Consider the following 19,968-nt stretch of genomic DNA (forward strand, 5'->3'; position numbering starts at 1 on the left):
TGGCTCATGGCTGGCTCCCCGGGGCGAATTCATCCACTTCCAACGGCGGCAACGGCGGCATCGGCCCGCTGCGCCAGGCGCGCAGCTGGTAGACGTACGAGAGGACCTGCGCCACCGCGGAATACAGTCTCACGGGAATTTCCTTGCCGAGTTGGCCTTCCCTATACAAGGCGCGTGCCAAAGGTGGGGCCGAGATCACCGCCACGCGGTGCTGCTCGCCGACCTCGCGGATGCGGAAGGCGATCTCGTCCACGCCCTTGGCGACCACGGTGGGGGCGCGCATGCGCCCGCTCTCGTACTTCAGCGCCACCGCGTAGTGGGTGGGGTTGACCACCACCACGTCGGCCTTGGGCACGGCTTCCATCATCCGCCGCTGCGACATCTGCATCTGCATCTGGCGGATACGGCCCTTGACCTCGGGGCTGCCGTCGCTTTCCTTCATTTCCCGGCGCACTTCCTCCCGGGTCATCTTCAATTTGCGGATGTAATTCCATTTCTGATAGGGCGCATCGATTGCCGCCAGCAGCGCCAGTGCGCCGGCGGTGTACAGCAGCAGCCGCAGGGTGAAGCCCAGGCCGTGGCCGATGGCCTGTTCCAGCGGCTGCAGCAGCAGGCCGCGCAGGAAGTCGGTGCTGCCCCACAGACACAGCATCGCGGCGCCGCCGACGAAGCCCATGCGCAGGATCGACTTGAGCAGCTCGACGATGGTCTCGGCGCCGTACATGCGGCTGAGCCCGTTCATCGGGTTGAGCCGGTCGAACTTGGGGATCAGCGCCTGGCCGGAGAAGCGCAGGGTGCCCATCAGCACCGGCGCGGCGAAGCTGGCCGCCAGGCAGATGCCGACCAGCGGCAGCACCACCCAGAGCAGGTTCAGCAGCAGGTCGCCGAAATGGCCGAACATCGCCTCCGGATGCTCGCGCATCGACAGGTCCGGGCGCAGCGCCTGTTTCAGCCAGGCCACCGCCCCGGCGGTCATGGAGGTGGACAGGCCCATCAGGGCGAAGACGCCGGCGCTGAACACCGCGGCCGTCGCCAGCTCGCGCGAATGCGGGATGTTGCCCTGCTCGCGGGCTTCGCGCAGGCGTTTGTCTGTTGGCTGTTCTGTGCGCTCTGCGCCTTCTTCGCTCTCGGACATCGGGGGTGCGCTCGGCCAGGATCGACCCTGCGCACTGCAAGGACCGTGCCGGTCCCGGGAGCGAGGCCGGGCGCCGCCGCGGCGCGGCGCTCGGCGTCAGCTAGGCCGGCTGCAACTCCACCCGGTCGCGGCCCAGGCGCTTGGCCTGGTAGAGGGCGGCGTCGGCGCGCGCCAGCAACTGCTGCAGCGGTTCGCCGGGCCGGTACCAGGCCACGCCGATCGAGGCGGTGATCGCCAACTGCCGCTCGCCGATGCGCAGCGGCTGCTCGGCGATGATGGTGCGCAAGGCCTGCAGCCGGTCGCCGCAGTTCGTCGGCAATCCGGGCATCACCGCCAGCAGTTCCTCGCCGCCGTAGCGGCCGACCAGGTCGGCGTCGCGCAGATTGGCGCCCAGGCGCCGCGCCACCTCGATCAGCACCGCGTCGCCGACCAGATGGCCATGCTCGTCGTTGATCCGCTTGAAGTGGTCGAGGTCGATCATCGCCACGGCCAGCGGTGTCTGTTCGGCGTCGCTGCGGCGCATCTGCGCGGCCAGCGCCTCGAGGATGCCGGCGCGGTTGAGCAGGCCGGTGAGCGCGTCGTGCGAGGCCTTCACCGCCAGCGCCGCGCGGGCGATCTCCAGTTCGCGCTTGTCGTGTTCCAGTTCCTCTGTGCGCCGCGCCACCAGGTCGGCCAGTTCGCGCTGGCGCTGGTGCAGGCGGCGTTCGCGCCACAGCAGCAGCGCCACCACCAGGCCGCCGCCCAGCAACAGGTACAGCACCAGCATCGGCTGACTGCGCCACCACACCGGCGCCACCGAGAACGCCACCCGCAGCGGCGCCGAGGCGCTGCGCCGGTATGCGTCCAGCAACTGCACCTCCAGCACGTAGTCGCCCGGTGCCAGCGGCGGTTGCTCGAATTCGAAGTTGGGCGTGTGCAGCCAGCGGGTATGCGCGCCCTCGAAGCGATAACGGAAGCTGATGCGGTTGCGTTCGTCGTACAGGTCCGGCGAGCCGACCGCGATATGCAGGGGGTCCTCGCTCCAGCGCAGGCGCGTGCCGGCGCCGACGGGCACGCCGCCGCGGCTGAATTCCTTGAGCACCAACCGCGGCGGCTGCGCCGGGAACAGCCGCGCCGGATTCAGCAGATGGGTGAGGCCACGGCTGCTGCCCAGCCACACCGACCCGTCGTGGTCCTCCAGGAAGGCCGACTCGGACATGTCGTTCCAGAGCAGGCCCTGCGCCTGGGTCAGCCGCGCCCAGGCGCGTCCGTCATAGACGTCCACGCCCTGGTTGTGGCTGATCCAGATCCAGCCGTTGCGGGTGTGGCGCAGGCTGTAGATCTGCAGGCCGCTCAACTGCACGTCGGCCGGGCGCAGGTGCAGCGTGTCGCCGTCCAGCCGGCCTTGCCATGCGCCCGGTCCGTACAGGCTGGCCCAGGCCTGGCCGTCGTCCAGGACCAGCAGCTTGCTGAGCACCGGCTGCGCCGGCGCGCCGTCCGCGACCAACCGGATCGGGGTCCAGGTGTCGCCGCGCAGGCGGAACAGCCCGGCGGCGCCGGTCACCAGCACGCTGCCGTCGTGGCGCTGCTGGATATCCGAGTACTCGCCGCCGGGCAGCGTCCACAGCCGTTGCGGGACGGCGTCCGCAGTCGCCTGCGTCAGCAGGTAGACGCCGTCGTCGGTGAGGATCCAGACGCGGTCGCTCGCGTCCACGAACAGTTGCTTGGCGATCACCATTCGCTGGCGGCCGCTGCCGCTGTGCAGCGGTGGATACGCACGCAGCAGCCGGCCCTGCGCGTCGTAGTGGCGCAGCACGCCGATCGAACCGATGCTCCACAGCGTGCCGTCCGCGGCGCGGCGCAGGCCGATCATCTGCGTGCCGTGGTCGCTGGGCCAGCGCTGGAAGCGGCCGTCCTCGCGCAGCCGGTCGACGCCGCCCTCGTTGCCGCTCAGCAGCTCGCCGCGCTGGGTACGCTGGATGCTCCAGGTCGGCGCCCGGCTGATGCCCTGCGATACATCCCAGTTCTCGATCCAGCCATAGCCGTTCCAGCGCAGCACGCCTTCGCCGTCCATGCTCAGCCACAGGTCGCCGGCTTGGTCGAAGCGCATGGCGACGAGGTTGCCCTCGGGCAGGCCGTTGCGACGGTCGAAGCTGCGCCAGTGCCCATCCTCCCAGCGCGCCAGGCCATGGTTGGTGCGCACCAGCACGCGGCCTTGCGGGTCCAGCAGGATCGGCGTGCGCCATGTCACCAGGGTCGGCCCCTCCAGACCAGGGGGTGTCTGCTCCTGGAAGCGCGTCGCGCCGGCCGGCAGCCGCATCACCTTGTTGCTGCCGACGACCCACAGGCTGCCGGCGCGGTCCCGCACCGCGTTGCGCCAGAAGTCGGGCGGCAGGCCGTGGGCCTGGTCGTAGCGGGTGGCGCGGCCGTCGGCATCGACCCGGCACAAGGCCTTGGCGCAGCCCAGCCATAGCGTGTCGTCGACGACGAACTGGTCGTGGATGTCGGCCAGCTCCGGTTGCCGCGCCAGCATCGCCGCATCGAACAGGGGCCGCAGCTCCCATCCGCTGGCATCGGCCTTGCGCACCGCGCGCAGGAGGCGGCGGTCGTCCAGCACCACCGTGCCCCAGGCCGGGGCGGCCAGGCGCGGGCGATTCAACTTTCGATGCGACGGCAGGCGGTCGTGTTCCAGTGGGATCCACCGCGCCGGCGCGCCGTCGTCCACATAGATCGCATCGAAGGTGGCCACCCACAGCCGCCGCTCGGCATCTTCGGCGGCATCGGAGATGTAATGGCCACCCCGGCCCTGCAGCGTCACTTGCTGGAACTGGTCGCCGTCGAAGGTGTACAGCCCGCTTTCGCTGCAGACCAGCAGGCTGCCGTCGCGCCGCTGCAGTAGGCAGGTCCCGGCCAGGCCGAGCAGCCCCTGGTCCTGTGCGTAGTGCCGCAACGGGATGACTTGGGCCTGCGTGGACCCCATGCAGGTCAGGGTGGACAGCAGCAGCCAGAGCGGCCACCACAGGGATCGCCCCATGACCGTGCGCATACGACGCTCAGCCGCCGCCGCACCGCCGTGGGACACGGCGAGGGCAGGCACGAGCGGACGCTGGCGAGCGATAGGGCATGGCGTGCGGCGAGCGATGGACGAAGGGACGGACCGCGGCGATCGGCGGTATCCGGGACGGTCGGCGGTGCCGCCCATCCTGGCGCGCCAACGATAGCCTTCTGCCGGTATCGGCCGCGTTGTGGTGCAGCTTGAGTTCTGGCTATGCGGTCAGCGCGCGCGCGGCGTCGAAGGCGGCATCGAACAGGCGCTGCACCGGCGGCCCCATCTCGCCGACCAGCACCGCCAGCAGCGCCAGACCCAGCACCACCGCCACCGGCAGACCGAGCTGGATCGGGTTCAGCGACGGCGCTGCCTTGGCCAGCGCGCCGAAGGCCAGGTTCACCGCCATCATCGCCACCATCACCGGCAATGCCAGGGTCACCGCCCCGCGCATGATGCTCATGAAGAAGTTCGGCGCGACCGAGGCCATGGCCTGCGCATCGGGCAGGGCGGTGCCGATCGGCAGCGCCTTGTAGCTGTCCACCAGCAGCGACACCACCGCCAGATGCCCGTTGGCGGTAAAGAACATCATGCCGAAGGCCAGGTAGAACCACTGGCCGATCACCGGCGAATTAACCCCGCGCAGCGGATCGGCCATCTGCGCGAAGCCCAGGCCGGTGCTCTGCGAGACCAGTTCCCCGGCCATCGCCCCGGCCTCGAAGATCATCCGCAGCATGAAGCCCATGCTGGCCCCCACCGCCAGCTCCCGCGCCACGCTGAGCACCACCGCGGCATTGAACCCATCCCAATCCGGCACCGGCGGCAGGATCGGCGCCAGCGCGATGGCCAGCGTCCCGGCCAGGATCACCCGCACCCGCCCCGGCACCGCCTTGCTCCCCACCATCGGCATCACCGTCAACATCGCCCCGATCCGCAGCATCGTCCACAGCACCGCACCGATCATCGCGAACGCCCGCGACCCATCGACGACCATTTGCGTGGCGGCATCCATCAGCCCGAGACCCCGGCAGACATCACGAAGGAACTGCCAGCGCCAATCGCGCGACGCGAGCGGTCTGCAGCCGAAGACGGATCAGCGAGTCCGCGAACAACAACGGATACCGCACGACGGTCACCCAAGACAACGCCCCCATGGCCGCAGCTATCGCTGTTGCCGTTGCCGTTGCCGTTGTTTTTGCTGTTGTTTTGCTCTTGCTCCACCGGGTCCCCTCCGCAGCGGCGGAGCTGGCGGGTCAAACCCCCCGGAGGGGGGCGGCGCACAAGGATGTGCGCCGTTTTCGGCCGGGGCAGGATGCCCCGTCCGAAAATCCCGTCAGCGGAGCGGACCCGCGTAGCGGGCGCTGCGGCGGGGTGTGCTTTCTTTTGGTTACTTTTCTTTGCACAAGCAAAGAAAAGTGACTCGCCGCCAGGCGAAAGCTCTTGCTCTTTAATAGCAAAAAGCAAAGCAGCAAGCAGAGCAGCCATCCCAGCTACCCAATCAAATGCGGAATACGCTGAAACAGCATCGTCGTGTACTCCACCAGATGCGCCAGCAACATGCTCCCCGTCGCGAACAACATCGCCGTCAACGCCACCACCTTCGCGATGAACGCAATGGTCGGCTCATTGAGCTGCGTCGCCGCCTGGAACACACCGATCACCACACCCACCGCCAACATCGCCAGCAACAACGGCCCCGCCACCCACAACACCGTGATCAACCCGCCACGCAACTCGGTCAACGCCAGCTCCGGACTCATGGCTCAGACCCCGTTGAAACTGGCGGCCAGCGTGCCGACCGTCAGCACCCACCCGTCGACCAGCACGAACAGCAGGATCTTGAACGGCGCCGAGATCAGCATCGGCGACATCATCATCATGCCCATCGACATCAGCACGCTGGCCACCACCAGATCGATGATCACGAACGGAATGAAGATCAGGAAACCGATCTCGAACGCCGTCTTCAGCTCGCTGGTCACGAACGAGGCCACCAGCACCTGGAACGGCACCGCGTCCGGGCCGCTGTAGGTGCCGTTACCGGCCATGCCGGCGAAGGTCATCAGATCGGTCTCGCGCACCTGCGCCAGCATGAACGCGCGCAGCGGCTGCGTGGTCAGCGTCCACGCGGTCTGGAAATCGATCTGGCCGTTGAGATACGGGCTCATGCCCTGGCCCCAGGCCTTTTCCCACACCGGCATCATCACCAGCGCGGTCAGGAACAGCGCCAGGCCCATCAGCACCTGGTTGGAGGGTGTCTGCCCGGTACCCAGCGCCTGCCGCAGCAGGCCGAGCACGATGGTGATGCGGGTGAAGGCGGTCAGCACCAGCAGCAGCGACGGCAGCAGGGTGATGGCCGTCATCAGCAGCAGGGTCTGCAGCGGCAGGCTCACCGGCTGCGCGCCGATCTTGCCGACGTTGACCTCCGGCAGCGAGGGCAGGGTGGGCGCGGCGTTCTGCGGGGCCTGCGCGGTCGGCGTGGTGGCCGGCGCCGGCTTGGCCTGCGCCCAGGCGAACGCGGGCAGCAGGCTCAGCGTCAACAGGATCAACAGCAGGCGCAGGCGGCGGGCGTTGCGGTTCCAGAAAAACGGCATGGTCATTTGTCCTTGCGCAGCTTCTGCGCCAGAAGCTGGGCGAAATCGGGAAGCTGCTTGAACTGCTTGATCGAGGGCAGGGTCGGCGCGGGCGCCTGCGGCAGCGGCTCGGGCAGGTGATGCAAGGTGCGTACCCCGCCGGGCGACACGCCGAGCAGCAGCTGTTCGCCGTTGACCTCGACCACCACCACCCGTTCCTTGGCGCCGACCGCCAGGCTGGCGACCACGCGCAGGCCCTGCGCCGGACGGAAGCCGCTGCCGGGCAGGCGCTTGAGCACCCAGGCCATGGCCAGGATCAGGCCCAGCACCAGCAGCAGCGCGAACACCGCACCGACCAGGCTGGGCGCCGACGGCGCCGCGCTGCCGACGCCCGCGCCGTGCTTGGCGGTCTGCGCGGCGACGGCGAGCAGCAGGCTCACCGCAGTCTCCGGATGCGCTCGCTGGGGCTGACCACGTCGGTCAGGCGCACGCCGAAGCGGTCGTTGATGGTCACCACCTCGCCGTGCGCGATCAGGGTGCCGTTGACGTACACGTCCAGCGGTTCGCCGGCGCCGCGCTCCAGCTCCACCACCGAGCCCTGGTTGAGCTGCAGCAGGTTGCGGATCGGGATGCGGCTGCGGCCCACTTCCAGCGACAGGGTCACCGGCACGTCCAGGATCACGTCCAGGTTCAGGTCGTTGGACTCGGCCATGGCATCCGGCTGCAGGCTGTCGAACTGGGCCGGCGCCGGCTGGGTGGGATCGGTCTGGGTCATGGCAGGTCTTCCTGGAGAGCGGGGCGGCGGCGCAGCGCGCCGGGGGGATGGGTGGCGGTGATCTTCACCGCGTTCTGGCCGTGCGAGATGCCGAACTCACCGGTGAACACCGGGATATTCTCCACGCACAGCGGCACCTGCTTGGGCAGGTCGATCGGCAGCACGTCGCCGATCTTCAGCCGGGTCAGCTCGCGCAGGCTCATCTGTTTCTGCGCCAGCACGCTGGAGATGGTCACCTCCGAGCCGAACAACTGCTCGCGCAGCATGATGTTCCAGCTCTCGTCGCGGTCCACGCGGTCGCTCTGGATGCCGGCGTCGAGCAGTTCGCGGATCGGTTCCAGCATCGAGTACGGCAGGGTCACGTGGATCTCGCCGCCGCCGCCTTCCAGCTCCACGTGGAAGCGGCTGACCACCACGTACTCGCGCGGGGTGACGATGTTGGCGAAGTGCGGGTTGACCTCGGAATTGAGGTACTCGAACTCCACCTCCATCACCGGCGCCCAGGCTTCGGCCAGGTCGGCGAAGGTCTGCTTGAGCATCAGCTGGATCACCCGCATCTCGGTGGGGGTGAACTCGCGGCCCTCGATGCGGGTGGGGTAGCGGCCGTCGCCGCCGAAGAAGTTGTCGACCACGGTGAACACCAGGGTCGGCTCGAACACGATCAGGCCGGTGCCGCGCAGCGGCTTGAACTTGATCAGGTTCAGGTTGCTCGGCACGTACAGCGAGTGCATGTAGTCGTTGAACTTGATCAGGTCGATGCCGCGCACCGACAGGTCGGCCGAGCGCCGGATCAGGTTGAACAGGCCGATCCGCCACAGGCGGGCGAAGCGCTCGTTGACCATCTCCAGGGTCGGCATGCGCCCACGGATGATCCGGTCCTGGCTGGAGAAGTCGTAGCTGCGCGCTTCGCCAGGCTCGGCCGGCGCCGGCTCGGTATCCACCACGCCGGCGTCGACGCCATGCAGTAGGGCATCGATCTCGTCTTGGGAGAGCAGGTCGGTCATCGCGGCGGCGCCTTACTGGGTGACGAAGCTGGTGAACAGCAGTTCTTCCACGCACTTCTTGCCGGTCTCGGCGGTCATCAGCTTCTGCGCGGTGGCCAGCGCCTCGGCCTGCAGCTTCTTGCGGCCGTCGATGTTGGCGATGTCGGTGGCCTGCACCTGCGAGAACAGCATCAACAGGTTGGCGCGGATCGCCGGGGCGTTCTCGGTGATCAGCTTCAGCTCTTCCGGGTCGCGGGTCATCAGTTGCACTTCGAGCTGCAGATAGTGCGGGCCGTCTTCCGCGCCGCCGTTGAGGTTGACCACGAACGCCGGTTCCATCGGGAAGTACTGCGCCGGCTTGGGAATCTCGGCGGTCTTCGCCTCGGCCTTGGCGTGGCCGCCCTCGGGCTTCTTCAGGAAGAAGAACGCACCGGCACCGCCGCCGCCCAGCACCAGCACCGCCGCAACGACGATGATCAGCAGCTTCTTCTTCGACTTGCCGCCTTCCGGGGCGTCCTTGGCGTCTTTCTTGGATTTGTCGGCGGCTGACACAGAGCGGGCTCCTGAAGGGGGTCTGCCCCTGAGGATGCAATCGCCGTGCCGAAACCGCGCGCCTGGCGCGCCGGGTGTTTGACGGTGGCGCCGCGCGCCCATGCAGGCGCGGGCGAGACCCTTGCGGGGCAACGGGTTCCGGCAGGGGAAGCGTTACGGCCCCGACGCACTCCCCCGAGATACGCCGGGGCCGTCGCCCCCTGCACCACCCACATCGCCCCAGCCGGGGCGGCGGCTACGCCGCCAGGATCAGGCGTAGGCGTCGAGCAGGCCGCGCTGGCGCAGGACCACCGACGGAATCCCGACGCTGCCGGACAGGTCGTCGCCCAGCTCGCTGCCACCGAGGCTGCTGCCGCCCTGCGACGTGCCCTGCGGATTGGCCTGCTGTTGCTGCGGCTGCTGCTGGCCGACATCGGCCTGGCCGAGCTGGAAGCCGTGCTGGCCGAGCATGTCGCGCAGGCGCGGCAGGCTGTTCTCCAGGGCCTGTCGCACGTCGGCCTGGGCGCTGCTGAAGCTGGCGTTGACCTGGTCGCCGGTCATGTGCAGGCGCACTTCGACCGGGCCCAGCTCGGCCGGATTCAGCTTGATGTGGGCATGGCCGATCTTCTGGTCGGCGAGCCAGCTGATGCGCGCGCCCAGTTCCTCGTCGAACTGGTTGCCGTGCAGGTTCGGGGTCGGGGTCGGCGAGCCGGTGAACGGCTGCGGATCGGTCAGCCGGGTGGTGGCGTGCAGCGGCGCCGTCGCCGCGGTCGGCACGATGGCGCTGGGGTCGGCGGCGGGCGCGGCGTCGCCGCTCTCGCCCGTCTTGCCGCCGGCTGCGGCGGCGATGGCGGCCAGCGCCGCCAGCGGGGCCGCAGTGTCGGCGCCACCGGCCTTGTCGGCCGACCCGGCCTGCGCCAGCAGCATCGCGCCAAAGCCACCGGCGGCGGACGCGGGCGCGGTGCCGGCCGTCGCGGCAGCGCTGCCGGCGGTGGCGGCATTGGGATCGGTGGCGCCGGCCGCGGTCTGCGTGGCGGCGTCGCCGCCGAGCAGGGCGCCCACACCGTTGGCCACGGCGCCGGCGACGCCGACCGCCAGCCCGGCCGCCGCACCCAGCGGGGTCGCGGTGGCGGCCGGCAGGACCGCCGCGCCGATCGCCGGCAGCAGACCCAGGCCGATGCCGGCCAGCCCGGCCGGCGGCCAGGCGCTGTCGTCCGGCTTGGCGTCGTCGCGCTTGTCCTCGGTCTTGGCCTTGTCCTTGCCCGTGGCCTTGGTCTCGGTGCTGCTCTTTTCATTGTCCTGGGCGACCTTGTCGCCGGCCTGCGCGCTGCGCGCCGGATCGCTGGCGGTGTCGTCCGCGGCGGCCGGGCGCTTGTCGGCCTGGTCCTTGTCGGCACCCTGCGCCGCCTTGGCCGTCTCGCGGGCGGCGGGCTTGGGCGCGGTGGTGCGCGCCGAACCGCCGCCACCGAGCAGCTTGGCGAAGTCCTTGTCGCGACCGCCGCTGCGGTCCGCACCCTGGGTGCCGCTGCCGCCGCCGATCTGGCTGGCGCGGCCGCTGCCGCCCAGCGCGGAAAGCGCGTTGTTCATCGTCCGTCTCCGTCATCGTGTTCGTCGGCGGTGGCCGCCAGGCGCGCGCGGCGCGCGCCGAGGTCGTCCATCTCGCGCTGGCTGCGGCGGTCGTCGACCTTGCGTTCCTGCGCGCGGTAACTGGCCGCGAGCTGTTCCAGCACCTGCTTGTCGCGGCTGGCCAGCAGCAGCCGGCTGCGTTCCATCTCCACCTTCTCGCGGTTGCGGTCCACGGTCTGGCATTGCTGCTGCACCGCGCTCTCCAGCCGGTCCAGGAAGGCGCGGCGGTTGGCCAGTTGCGCCAGGCTGGTCGCGGCCATCTGGCTGTTGGCGTACTCCTCGGCGTAGCGGCGCAGTTCTTCCAGCCGCGACTCGTGGGTGGCCAGGGCGCGCTGGCGCTCGGCGAGATCGCGGGCGACCTCGTCTTCGTGCTGCTGGGCGCGGCGGAGCAGGGGATCGAGACGTTGCGATTGCATCATGGCTTAGTTCTCGCGGTCGACCAGGCGCTTGAGGGCGGCCTGGCTGTGGGGCAGATCTGCGGCTTTGGCGACGTCCTGTCCGAGGAATTCCATGATCTCCGGCCAGCGCTCCAGCGCTTCGTCCACGGCCGGATCGTTGCCGCGCTGGTAGGCGCCGATGGTGATCAGGTCGCGGTTGGCCGAGTACGCCGATACCAGCCGCTTCAGCGAGCGGATGCGCAGGCGCCACGGCTCGTCGGCGATGTCCTGGACCACGCGGCTGACCGAGGACTCGACGTCGATGGCCGGGTACAGGCCGCTGTCGGCGACGCGCCGCGACAGCAGGATGTGGCCGTCGAGGATGGCGCGCGCGGCGTCGGCGATCGGGTCCTGCGGATCGTCGCCTTCGGTGAGCACGGTGTAGAAGGCGGTGATCGAGCCGCGGCCCTTGGCGCCGTTGCCGGCGCGCTCGACCAGCGCCGGCAGCTTGGCGAACACCGACGGCGGGTAGCCGCGGGTGGTCGGCGGCTCGCCCACCGACAGGCCGATCTCGCGCTGGGCCTGGGCGAAGCGGGTCAGCGAGTCCATCAGCAGCAGCACGTTCAGGCCCTGGTCGCGGAACCATTCGGCGATGGCGGTGGCGCGGTAGGCGCCGTGCAGGCGCGCCAGCGGCGGGCGGTCGGCCGGGGCGGCGACCACCACGGCGCGGCGCAGGCCTTCCTCGCCCAGGGTGGTCTCGACGAAATCGCGCACTTCGCGACCACGTTCGCCGATCAGCCCGACCACGATCACGTCGGCGGCGGTGTAGCGGGTCATCATGCCCAGCAGGGTGGACTTGCCGACGCCGGAGCCGGCGAACAGGCCCACGCGCTGGCCGCGGCCGATCGGCAGCAGCGCGTTGATCGCGCGCACGCCCACGTCCAGCGGGGTGGTGATCGGTTCGCGCGCCAGCGGGTTGATCGACACGCCGGCCATGCCCACCGAGCCTTCGGCGCGGATCGGGCCCTTGCCGTCCAGCGGCACGCCGTCCGAATCGATGACCCGGCCGAGCAGGCCTTCGCCCACTTCCACGCCGCCGCGGCGGTGCAGCGGCACCACCCGCGCGTTGGGCAGCAGTCCGTGGGTTTCGGCGCTGGGCATCAGCGAGGTGCGATCGCCGGAGAAGCCGACCACTTCGGCATCGACCCAGCCGCCGTCAACCTCGACCTTGCAGGTGGCGCCCATCGGCGCCTCGCAGCCGACCGCTTCCAGGGTCAGGCCGACCGCACGGCGCAGGATACCCTCGCGGATCAGGCCGCGGCCGGCGGCCGCGTCCAGATCGAGCTTGCCCAGGCGGCCGGCCAGGCGCAGGTTGCGCGCATCCAGCCAGTCGCCGGGGTGGGTGCCGGACAGCGCGCTCACAGGCCCGCTCCGGACTTGCGCATCACCGTCTCCAGCGCCGCGCGCAGGCGCGCCTCGAGGGTGCCGTCGATGCGCACCGATTCGGCGTGCACGCGCAGGTCGCCGCGGCTCAGGCTCAGGTCCGGCACCAGCCGGATGCCCTGGTCCATCAGCGTCAGCAGCGGGGTCAGCGCGGCGATGTCGTCCGGATGCAGGCGCACCTCGACGTCGCGGCGCGCGCCGCCGACCGCGTCCAGCGCCTCGGCGACCAGCTCCGACAGCATCACCGGGTCGGCCTGGTAGGCGCGGCCGACCAGGCTGCCGGCGATGCGCACGGCCAGTTCGCCGAGCGCGCCGACTACTTCGTTCTCCAGCCGCGCCAGCGGCCGCGAGAAGTTGTCCAGGATGCCTTCGATCTGCGCGGTCAGGCGGCGGATCTCGGCCTGGCCCTGGGCCAGGCCCTCGGCGTGGCCTCGTTCGAAGCCTTCGTGCTGGGCCGCGGCCTCGATCGCCTGGATCTCCTCCAGGCTCGGCGGGCGCAGCACCGGCTCGTCCGGCAGCACATCCTCGTACGGCTGCGCCGCCAGCGGGGGCGGGGCATCGAGTTCCGGCGCCAGCCAGCGCACCACGTTGCCGTTCATACCATGGCCTCCGCACCGCTGCCGCCGAGGCTGATCGCGCCCTCATCGGCCAGGCGCCGCACGATCGCCAGGATCTCCTTCTGCGCGGCCTCCACGTCGGACAGGCGCACCGGGCCGCGCGCTTCCATGTCTTCCAGCAGGATCTCGGCGGCGCGCTGGGACATGTTCTTGGTGATCTTGTCGCGCACCTTGATGTCGGCGCCGCGCAGGGCCAGGCCGAGGCGGTCGCCGCTGACTTCGCGCAGCATGGTCTGCAGCCCGCGGTCGTCCAGCTCCACCAGGTTGTCGAACACGAACATCAGGTCCTGGATGCGGCTGCCCAGGTCGGCGTCGATCTTGCTGATCGCCGACAGCACGCCCTGGTCCGAGCCGCTGTCCAGGAAGTTGAGGATGTTCGCGGCGACCTTGACCCCGCCCACGTTGGACGACTTCAGGTTCTGGTTGCCGGAGAACTGCCGCTCCATGATCTCGTTGAGCTCGTTGAGCGCGTGCGGCGGGATGCCGTCGAGGGTGGCGATACGCATCAGCACGTCGGCGCGGGTGCGCTCGGGCAGCAGCTTCAGCGCCTCGGCGGCCTGGTCGCTGTCCAGGTGCGCCATCACGATGGCGATGATCTGCGGATGCTCGTTGCGCACCAGGTCGGCGATGGAGCGCGGGTCCATCCACTTCAGGGTGTCCAGGCCGGTGGTGTTGCGGCCCAGCAGGATGCGGTCGATCAGGCTGCCGGCCTTGTCGGCGCCCAGCGCCTGCACCAGCACGTTGCGGATGTAGTCGTCGGCGCCCACGCCCAGCGAGGTCTTGCTGCCCAGCTCGGCGTTGAACTCCTCCATGACCTTCTCGACCTGGTCGCGCGAGATGCCGCTCAGCGTCGCCATGGCGATGCCGATCTTCTGCACCTCCTTGGGGTCCATGTGCTTGAGCACCTCGGCCGCGTCGGCCTCGCCGAGCGACAGCAGCAGCACGGCGGCGCGCTGGGTGCCATTCATTGCATTCGCATCAGGCTTCACTGGCGACCCATCCCTTCACGACCTGCGCCACGCGCTTGGAATCCTGTTTGACCGCTTCGCGGGCCTGACGCAACCGTTCTTCATAGGCGTCGGGCAGGGCGATGGCGGGGTTGCCGCCAGCGCCGCCGCTGAGGCTGGCGGTGTCCTCGCCCAGCGACGGCAGCAGCGGGTTGTCGTCGTCGAGCATCGACAGCTTGGCGTCGCGCGGCTCGCCGCCCTCGCGGTCGTGGCCCACGGCCGCAGCCGGTGCGGGACCGGCGATCTGGCGCAGCGCCGGGCGCAGCACGCCGAACAGCAGCGCCAGCACCACCGCCGCACCCAGCACCAGGCGCGCGACGTTCATCACCCGCGGATCTTCCCACCAACCGGGCTTGTCGGTCGCTTCCGGGGCCTGGCGGACGAACGGGGCGTTCATCACCGAGACGGTGTCGCCGCGTTCGGCATTGAAGCCCACCGCCTGCTTGACCAGGCCTTCGATGCGGGTCAGCTCGGCGGCGCTGAGCGCCTGTTCGGTCATCTTGCCCTTGGCACCCGGCCGCATCACGTGGTCCACCAGCACCGCCACCGACACGCGCTTGATGCGCCCGGCCGGCTGCCGGGTGTGCTGCAGGGTGCGGTCCAGCTCGTAGTTGCGGGTGGCGCTCTTGGAGCTTTCGGTCGGGGTCGCGGCGGCGGCCTGCTGGGTGCCGGCGGTGCCGGCGGCGGGCGGGGCACCGGTGGCGCCCGGCTGGCCAGGCGCGCTGCCCGGCGAGTTGCTGGTCGCGCCGGGCGCGCCCTGCGGACCGCTGGTGCTGGTGCTGCTGTCGCTGACCTGCTCGCTGCGCAGCTTCGGCGGGTCGCCGTTGTACAGCTCGCGCGCTTCCTCGACCACCGAGAAGTCCATGTCCACGTTCACTTCCGGGTTGACCCGGCCCGGGCCGGTCATCGGCTCCAGCAGTTCGCGGATGCGCTGGTTGTAGGCGCTTTCCTGGCGCCGCACCTGATCGAACTGGGCGGCATTGAGCGCGGCGTCGCTGTTGGGGTCGGCGATGGTCAGCATGCGCCCGCTCTGGTCGACCACGGTGACGCGGTCCGGCGCCAGGTCCGGGATGCTGGAGGCGACCATGTTGACGATGGCATCGACCTGGTTGCGTTCCAGGGTGGTGCCGCCGCGCAGTTCCAGCACCACCGAGGCGCTGGCGGCCTCGCGCTGGCGGGTGAACGCGCTCGGCTTGGGAATGGCCAGGTGCACCCGCGCCTCGCGCACCGGGCGCAGGCTGGCGATGGTGCGCGCCAGTTCGGTTTCCAGGGCGTGCTGGTAGCGCGCGTTCTCCACGAACTGGCTGACCCCGAAGCCGGGATCCTTCTCCATCACCTCGAAGCCCATGTTGCCGTTGTCGGTCAGGCCGGAGCCGGCCAGCTTCAGCCGCGCGTCGTACAGCTTGTCCTCCGGCACGGTGATCGCGCCGGTGGCCTGGTCGAGTTTGAACGGGATCTGCGCGGTGCGCAGCAGGTCGGTCGCCTCGGCCGTGCCTTTCTCGTCCAGGCCGGTGTACAGCGGGGTATAGGCCGGCTTCTGCGACCAGAAGAACACGAACAGGCCGGCCGCCACCGCCACCGCGATCATGGCCATCAGGCCGATGCGGCGGGTGAGCTGCAGGCTCTGCAGGCGGTCGAACCACGCGCCGGCCTTTTCGCTGCTGAACGTCTCTTTGCTGATCGCAAGCGCCATCGTCTTCTACCCTTACAGCGGCATGTTCATCACGTCCTGGTACGCCTGGACGAGTCGGTTGCGGACTTCCACGGTAGCGCGAAACGCCACCTGGGACTGTTGTGCGGCCAGCATCACCTTGGCCAGATCGGCGCTGGGGTCGCCCAGTTCGAAGGCCTTGGCGAGGTCGCCGGACTTCTGCTGGGCCTCGTTCACGCCGCCGATGGCGTTGCGCAGGGTCTCGGTGAAGCTCGGGCCCTGCACGCCCTGGCTGCCGCCCAGGCCTTCGATCGCATTGCTGCGGCCGACATCGCCCACCCGCGTCTGCGCCGCCTGGCCGACTTGGCCCTGGTAGCTGCGGATCTGCGAAAGGATGGAGCTGATGGAGTCGCTCATACGGTGAAGTCCCTGCCGGGAAACGGCTTGCCCGTATGCAATGCAAGCGGTGTGCCGAAACGGCCGGCACGCGCCGCCCGGCACCCAGGCGGGCGCGGGTGGGGGCATCGGATGGCCGGTGACGGGTTCCCGGCGCCGGCCGCGGCGATGACGCGGGACAGGCGTGGGCGACGTGTCGGCGGGTTGACGCTGTGCGCGTCGTCACGGTCGCGCGCTGGCGCCAGCGCAGCGACCTCGGCTCGGGCGGGAAGGGCGGCCTCAGTCCGGCAGCCAGGCCGCCCGCCACTCCTGCAGGTTGGCGCCCTGCAACATCCAGTCGCGCTGCACCGCCGCGCGCAAGTCAGCGCCGGCCGCCGCCCGCGCGTCGGCATCGGCCAGGTGCGCACGGATCGCATTGACCCAGTCGCGGAAGCGGTTTTTGACCAGGGTCACCGGCAGCCCGCCGTCGCGGTAGGGCGCCAGATCGCTGGCCACCACCGGATAGCCGCAGGCGCCGTACTCGAGCAGGCGCAAGTTGCTCTTGCAGCGGTTGAACAGGTTGTCTTCCAGCGGCGCCAGCGCCAGGTCCAGGCCCAACGCGGCCAGCGCCTGCGGATAGCGGGCGAAGTCCACGCCGTCATGCACCTCGTGCACGTGCCGGCGCAGCCGCTCCGGGCACAGCCCCATGAACACCCAGTGCACCTCGCCGGCCAGCGCCTGCACCACGTCGGCGATCAGTTCCAGGTCGCCGGTGTGGCTGAGCCCGCCGGCCCAGCCGACCCGCGGCTTGGCCGCGGCGGACGCCGCCGGCGCCGGCAACGCGCCCCACAGCTGCGGCTCCAGCCGGTTGCGCACCACGCGGATGTCGCCGTGCAGGCCGGCCAGCGCTTCGGCCAGGTCCGGTGTGGAGACGGTGACCCGGTCCACCAGCGTGGCGGCACGCCGCAGCGAACGCAGCACATCCTTGGGCATCTGCTCGCGATGCGCGCTCTTCAGCGGCAGATTGGGCAGGTAGTCGTCCAGTTCGTAGACCATGAAGGCATTGCCGAACCGGCGCATGCGCTCCATCCGCGCCAGTTCCGCATCGCCGACCCGGCGCTGCAGCACCACCGCGTCGGCGCCGATGCGCTGCAGCTCCACCGGATCGAGCAGGCGCGCGTAGTACAGGCCGTCGATCTGACCCGCCTCGGCCAGCGCCTGGAACGGCTGGATCACCCGGTACTGGCCGCTGCCGAAGGTGTCGCCCGGGTGGGCGAGCACCCGCGGCAGCGGCTTCCACGGCAGCGGCTGCCAAGAGAATTCGGACTCGGTCAGCTGGAAACCGCCGGGCTGGTCCAGGCCCAGGCTGGGCGAATACGCCGGATCCTGCGCCAGCGCCGGCAGCCAGCGTTGCAGCAGGGCCTCGTCGGCCGCCTCGCTGCGGGTGGCCGGGGCCGGCTGCAGCAGCAGCGCCTGTGGCGTCCACACGGTCCAGGCGCCGGCCGCGGCAGCGCGCAGGCACAGATCCACGTCGGCACCGCCGGCGGCGAAGCCGGCCGCGTCGAAGCCGGACAAATGCTCGAACAACGCCCGCCGCACCAGCAGGCAGTGCGCCGACACCGCGCTGTAGCGGTGTGCCACCTGCAAGCGGCCCATGTAGCCCGGCTGGGCCATCGCCTCGCCGGTGAAGGCGTGGCCGGCGCCGGCCAGCAGGCCCGGCAGCAGGCCGGCATGGGTGATGCGGCCATCGGCGGACACCCCCTTGGCGCCGACGATGCCCACTTCGGGCCGCTGCGCCTGGTTCATCAGCGCGTGCAGCCAGCCGTCCTGCACCGCGGCGCTGTCGGCGTCCAGGAACAGCAGGTACTCGCCTTGCGCCTGGGTGGCGGCGAGGTTGTGCGCCTCGGCCTGGGAGACCCGCTGTTCCAGCGCGAACACGCGGATGCGGCCGTTGCCCAGTTCGGCGACCGCCTGCATCCACGCGGTGACCTCCGGCGCCTGGCTGGCGTTGTCCACCAGCAGCAGTTCGTAGGCCGGGTAGGCGGTCTGTTCGAGCAGGCTGACCACCGCGCGCTGCAGCGCCGGCAGGTTGTCCTGCGCCAACAGCACGATCGAGACCGGTGGCTGCGCGGCATGGCCGTAGTCGATGCGGAACAGGCCGCCCGGCAACGGTTCGACCGTGGCTTGCGGATAGCCGCGGGCCTGCAGGTGCGCGGCGATCGCGCGCTGGCGCGCCTGGCCGCCGGCCTCGGCGCTGGCCGACGTGGCGACCAGCAGCGGCTCGGGCAGGTGCGCGATGCCGTCGCCGCCGTCGCGCAGGAACAAACGCAGGATCAGGTCCAGCTCGCTGGCGCCGTCGTAAGCCGGATCGAAGCCGCTCAGCGCCTGCACCGCGGCGCGGCGGAACACCCAGTGCCCGGCGGTGACCAGCGGGTTGCCCAGCAGAAGGTCCAGGTCCGGGTCGGGCCGCAGCAGCGGCGCCAGGGTGTCCGCGTCCACGGCCAGCCATTCGTCCGCATACAGTGCGTTGCACTGCGGTTGCCGCGCCAGTTCCAGCAGCAGCCGCAGCAGGCCGCCGGCGTAGAAACGGCTGCCTGCGACCACGCGCACGCACCAGTCGCTGGCCGGCGAGGCGTCCAGCGCGGCGGACAGCGCCGCGGCATCGGCCTCGGCCGGCAGCGGGGGCAGGATCCGCACCCGCGGGTCGGGCCACACGCGGAGGAAGGCGTCGCCCAGCACCAACGCCTGCACCTGCGCGAACGGCGCGCCCTCCAGCAGCAGGCTGTCCAGCGTGGCGTCCAGCGCGGCACGGTCGGCGCCGCGTGCGTCGACTAGCACGGCCAGCCGCGGCGCGCCGCCGAGGGCGTCCAGGCGCGCGTCGAGGAGGTCGCGTTGCGCCGGCGTCAGCGTCCGCCGCGCCTGCCAGTCGCGCAGCGCGGCCTGCACGCAGACCCGCGCGTAGGCGTCCTGGATCGCCTGCAGCAGGTCCACCGGCGTGCCGGGGCCGCCGCCCAGCGGCGTCACCGTGACCTGGCGGACGTCGCCATCGCCGCGGTACCAGCCCATGGCGCGCACGCCCTGGCGGAAGTTGGCGTGGCCTTGGTCGCCGATGCCCGGCTGGTCGCGGCCGGCCTGGCTGTATTGCTCTTCCGACACCCGGAACCGGGTCAAGGGCTTTGCCAGCAGCGCCAGGTGGCCGCGGTGCAGCAGCTTGGCGTACAGCGCCAGGTCGCCGACCCAGTTGATGACCTTGCCGGCCAGCGTCATCAGCTCGTCGCCGATCTCCAGCAAATCGCTGCGCCGGCACAGCACGCAGCTGGGCTCGCCGACGAAGTTGATGGTGTGGTCGGCCAGGAACGACAGCAGCTCCGGCCCGTCCAGTAGCACGTCGCCGGCGAACGGGAAGGCGGTGGCGTGGATGTCCTCCAGCGGCGCGCCGTGGCTGTCGATACGCTGCCGCCGCGAGGAGGCCAGCAGCACGTCCGGCGCGGACTGCATCGCCGCGACCAGCGCGGCCACGCAATCCGGCGCCAGCACGTCGTCGTCGTGCAGGAACTTCACGTACTCGCCCTGGGCCAGGGCGATGGCACGCGCGGTGCTGCCGAGTTCGCCGTAGCGCTCCGGATTGCGGTGGTAGCGGATCGGGAACGGGGCAGTGGCGGCGCGGCGATCCACCACCTCGGCGATCGCCTCGGTGGGGTTGTCGTCACAGATGACCAGTTCCAGCGCCGGATAGGTCTGGGCCAGCACGCTGTCGAGTGCCTGCTCGAAGTAGCGCAGCTTGTAGGCCGGCATGACCACGCTGACCAGGGGCTGGGAACGCATGAAGGTTGGACCGTCTCGGAAAGGG

At 70.5% G+C, this 19,968-nt stretch carries 17 protein-coding genes; all 17 read right to left on the reverse strand.

Translation table 11 applies throughout. From position 1 onward, the window contains the following. Positions 1-4 precede the first annotated feature (4 nt). The 17 genes from flhB to AC1G9L_RS10705 all read right to left on the reverse strand — a co-directional run bounded on the left by flhB (position 5) and on the right by AC1G9L_RS10705 (position 19,913). Positions 5-1,135, reverse strand: a complete 1,131-nt coding sequence (gene flhB / locus AC1G9L_RS10625) for a flagellar biosynthesis protein FlhB (RefSeq protein ID WP_019800058.1) — start codon at positions 1,133-1,135, stop codon at positions 5-7. Positions 1,136-1,235: 100 nt separating this feature from the next. Beyond that, complete coding sequence (locus AC1G9L_RS10630) at positions 1,236-4,148, reverse strand: ligand-binding sensor domain-containing diguanylate cyclase (protein WP_481068988.1); 2,913 nt, start codon at positions 4,146-4,148, stop codon at positions 1,236-1,238. 232 nt (positions 4,149-4,380) lie between these two features. After that, on the reverse strand, positions 4,381-5,172 hold the full coding sequence (gene fliR / locus AC1G9L_RS10635; protein ID WP_010343870.1) for a flagellar biosynthetic protein FliR: 792 nt from the start codon (positions 5,170-5,172) through the stop codon (positions 4,381-4,383). Between the two features lie 478 nt (positions 5,173-5,650). Beyond that, the gene (locus AC1G9L_RS10640; RefSeq protein ID WP_010343869.1) at positions 5,651-5,920 is read right to left on the reverse strand and encodes a flagellar biosynthetic protein FliQ; all 270 of its coding nucleotides are present in this window, start codon (positions 5,918-5,920) and stop codon (positions 5,651-5,653) included. 3 nt (positions 5,921-5,923) lie between these two features. Further along, a complete protein-coding gene (fliP, locus tag AC1G9L_RS10645) occupies positions 5,924-6,754 on the reverse strand; it encodes a flagellar type III secretion system pore protein FliP (protein ID WP_029562219.1) in 831 nt (276 codons plus the stop codon). 2 nt (positions 6,755-6,756) lie between these two features. Beyond that, a complete protein-coding gene (gene fliO, locus AC1G9L_RS10650; protein WP_019800352.1) occupies positions 6,757-7,173 on the reverse strand; it encodes a flagellar biosynthetic protein FliO in 417 nt (138 codons plus the stop codon). Next, positions 7,170-7,508: a flagellar motor switch protein FliN gene (gene fliN, locus AC1G9L_RS10655; protein ID WP_010343865.1), complete on the reverse strand. Its 339-nt coding sequence runs from the start codon at positions 7,506-7,508 to the stop codon at positions 7,170-7,172. Before fliN ends, fliO begins: the two co-directional genes overlap by 4 nt. Next, positions 7,505-8,512: a flagellar motor switch protein FliM gene (fliM, locus tag AC1G9L_RS10660; RefSeq protein WP_010343864.1), complete on the reverse strand. Its 1,008-nt coding sequence runs from the start codon at positions 8,510-8,512 to the stop codon at positions 7,505-7,507. Before fliM ends, fliN begins: the two co-directional genes overlap by 4 nt. A 12-nt stretch (positions 8,513-8,524) precedes the next feature. Further along, on the reverse strand, positions 8,525-9,043 hold the full coding sequence (locus tag AC1G9L_RS10665) for a flagellar basal body-associated FliL family protein (RefSeq protein ID WP_019800353.1): 519 nt from the start codon (positions 9,041-9,043) through the stop codon (positions 8,525-8,527). A 249-nt stretch (positions 9,044-9,292) separates the two neighbouring features. Next, positions 9,293-10,609, reverse strand: coding sequence for a flagellar hook-length control protein FliK (locus tag AC1G9L_RS10670; RefSeq protein WP_481068990.1), 1,317 nt, complete (start codon positions 10,607-10,609; stop codon positions 9,293-9,295). Further along, on the reverse strand, positions 10,606-11,067 hold the full coding sequence (fliJ, locus tag AC1G9L_RS10675) for a flagellar export protein FliJ (protein ID WP_010341649.1): 462 nt from the start codon (positions 11,065-11,067) through the stop codon (positions 10,606-10,608). Before fliJ ends, AC1G9L_RS10670 begins: the two co-directional genes overlap by 4 nt. A gap of 3 nt (positions 11,068-11,070) precedes the next feature. Beyond that, positions 11,071-12,447, reverse strand: a complete 1,377-nt coding sequence (locus AC1G9L_RS10680) for a FliI/YscN family ATPase (protein ID WP_209029224.1) — start codon at positions 12,445-12,447, stop codon at positions 11,071-11,073. Next, entirely contained in the window at positions 12,444-13,067 is a 624-nt protein-coding gene (locus tag AC1G9L_RS10685) for a FliH/SctL family protein (protein ID WP_481068993.1), read from the reverse strand. The genes AC1G9L_RS10680 and AC1G9L_RS10685 overlap by 4 nt, the downstream gene beginning before the upstream one ends. Further along, a complete protein-coding gene (fliG, locus tag AC1G9L_RS10690; RefSeq protein WP_010341652.1) occupies positions 13,064-14,053 on the reverse strand; it encodes a flagellar motor switch protein FliG in 990 nt (329 codons plus the stop codon). The genes AC1G9L_RS10685 and fliG overlap by 4 nt, the downstream gene beginning before the upstream one ends. Positions 14,054-14,063: 10 nt before the next feature. Then, positions 14,064-15,785, reverse strand: coding sequence for a flagellar basal-body MS-ring/collar protein FliF (gene fliF, locus AC1G9L_RS10695; protein WP_209249412.1), 1,722 nt, complete (start codon positions 15,783-15,785; stop codon positions 14,064-14,066). A gap of 12 nt (positions 15,786-15,797) precedes the next feature. Next, complete coding sequence (gene fliE / locus AC1G9L_RS10700; protein WP_010341655.1) at positions 15,798-16,160, reverse strand: flagellar hook-basal body complex protein FliE; 363 nt, start codon at positions 16,158-16,160, stop codon at positions 15,798-15,800. A 258-nt stretch (positions 16,161-16,418) separates the two neighbouring features. Further along, on the reverse strand, positions 16,419-19,913 hold the full coding sequence (locus AC1G9L_RS10705; RefSeq protein ID WP_481071097.1) for a glycosyltransferase: 3,495 nt from the start codon (positions 19,911-19,913) through the stop codon (positions 16,419-16,421). Positions 19,914-19,968: the final 55 nt, after the last annotated feature.

Source organism: Xanthomonas sp. NCPPB 1132, assembly GCF_056629235.1.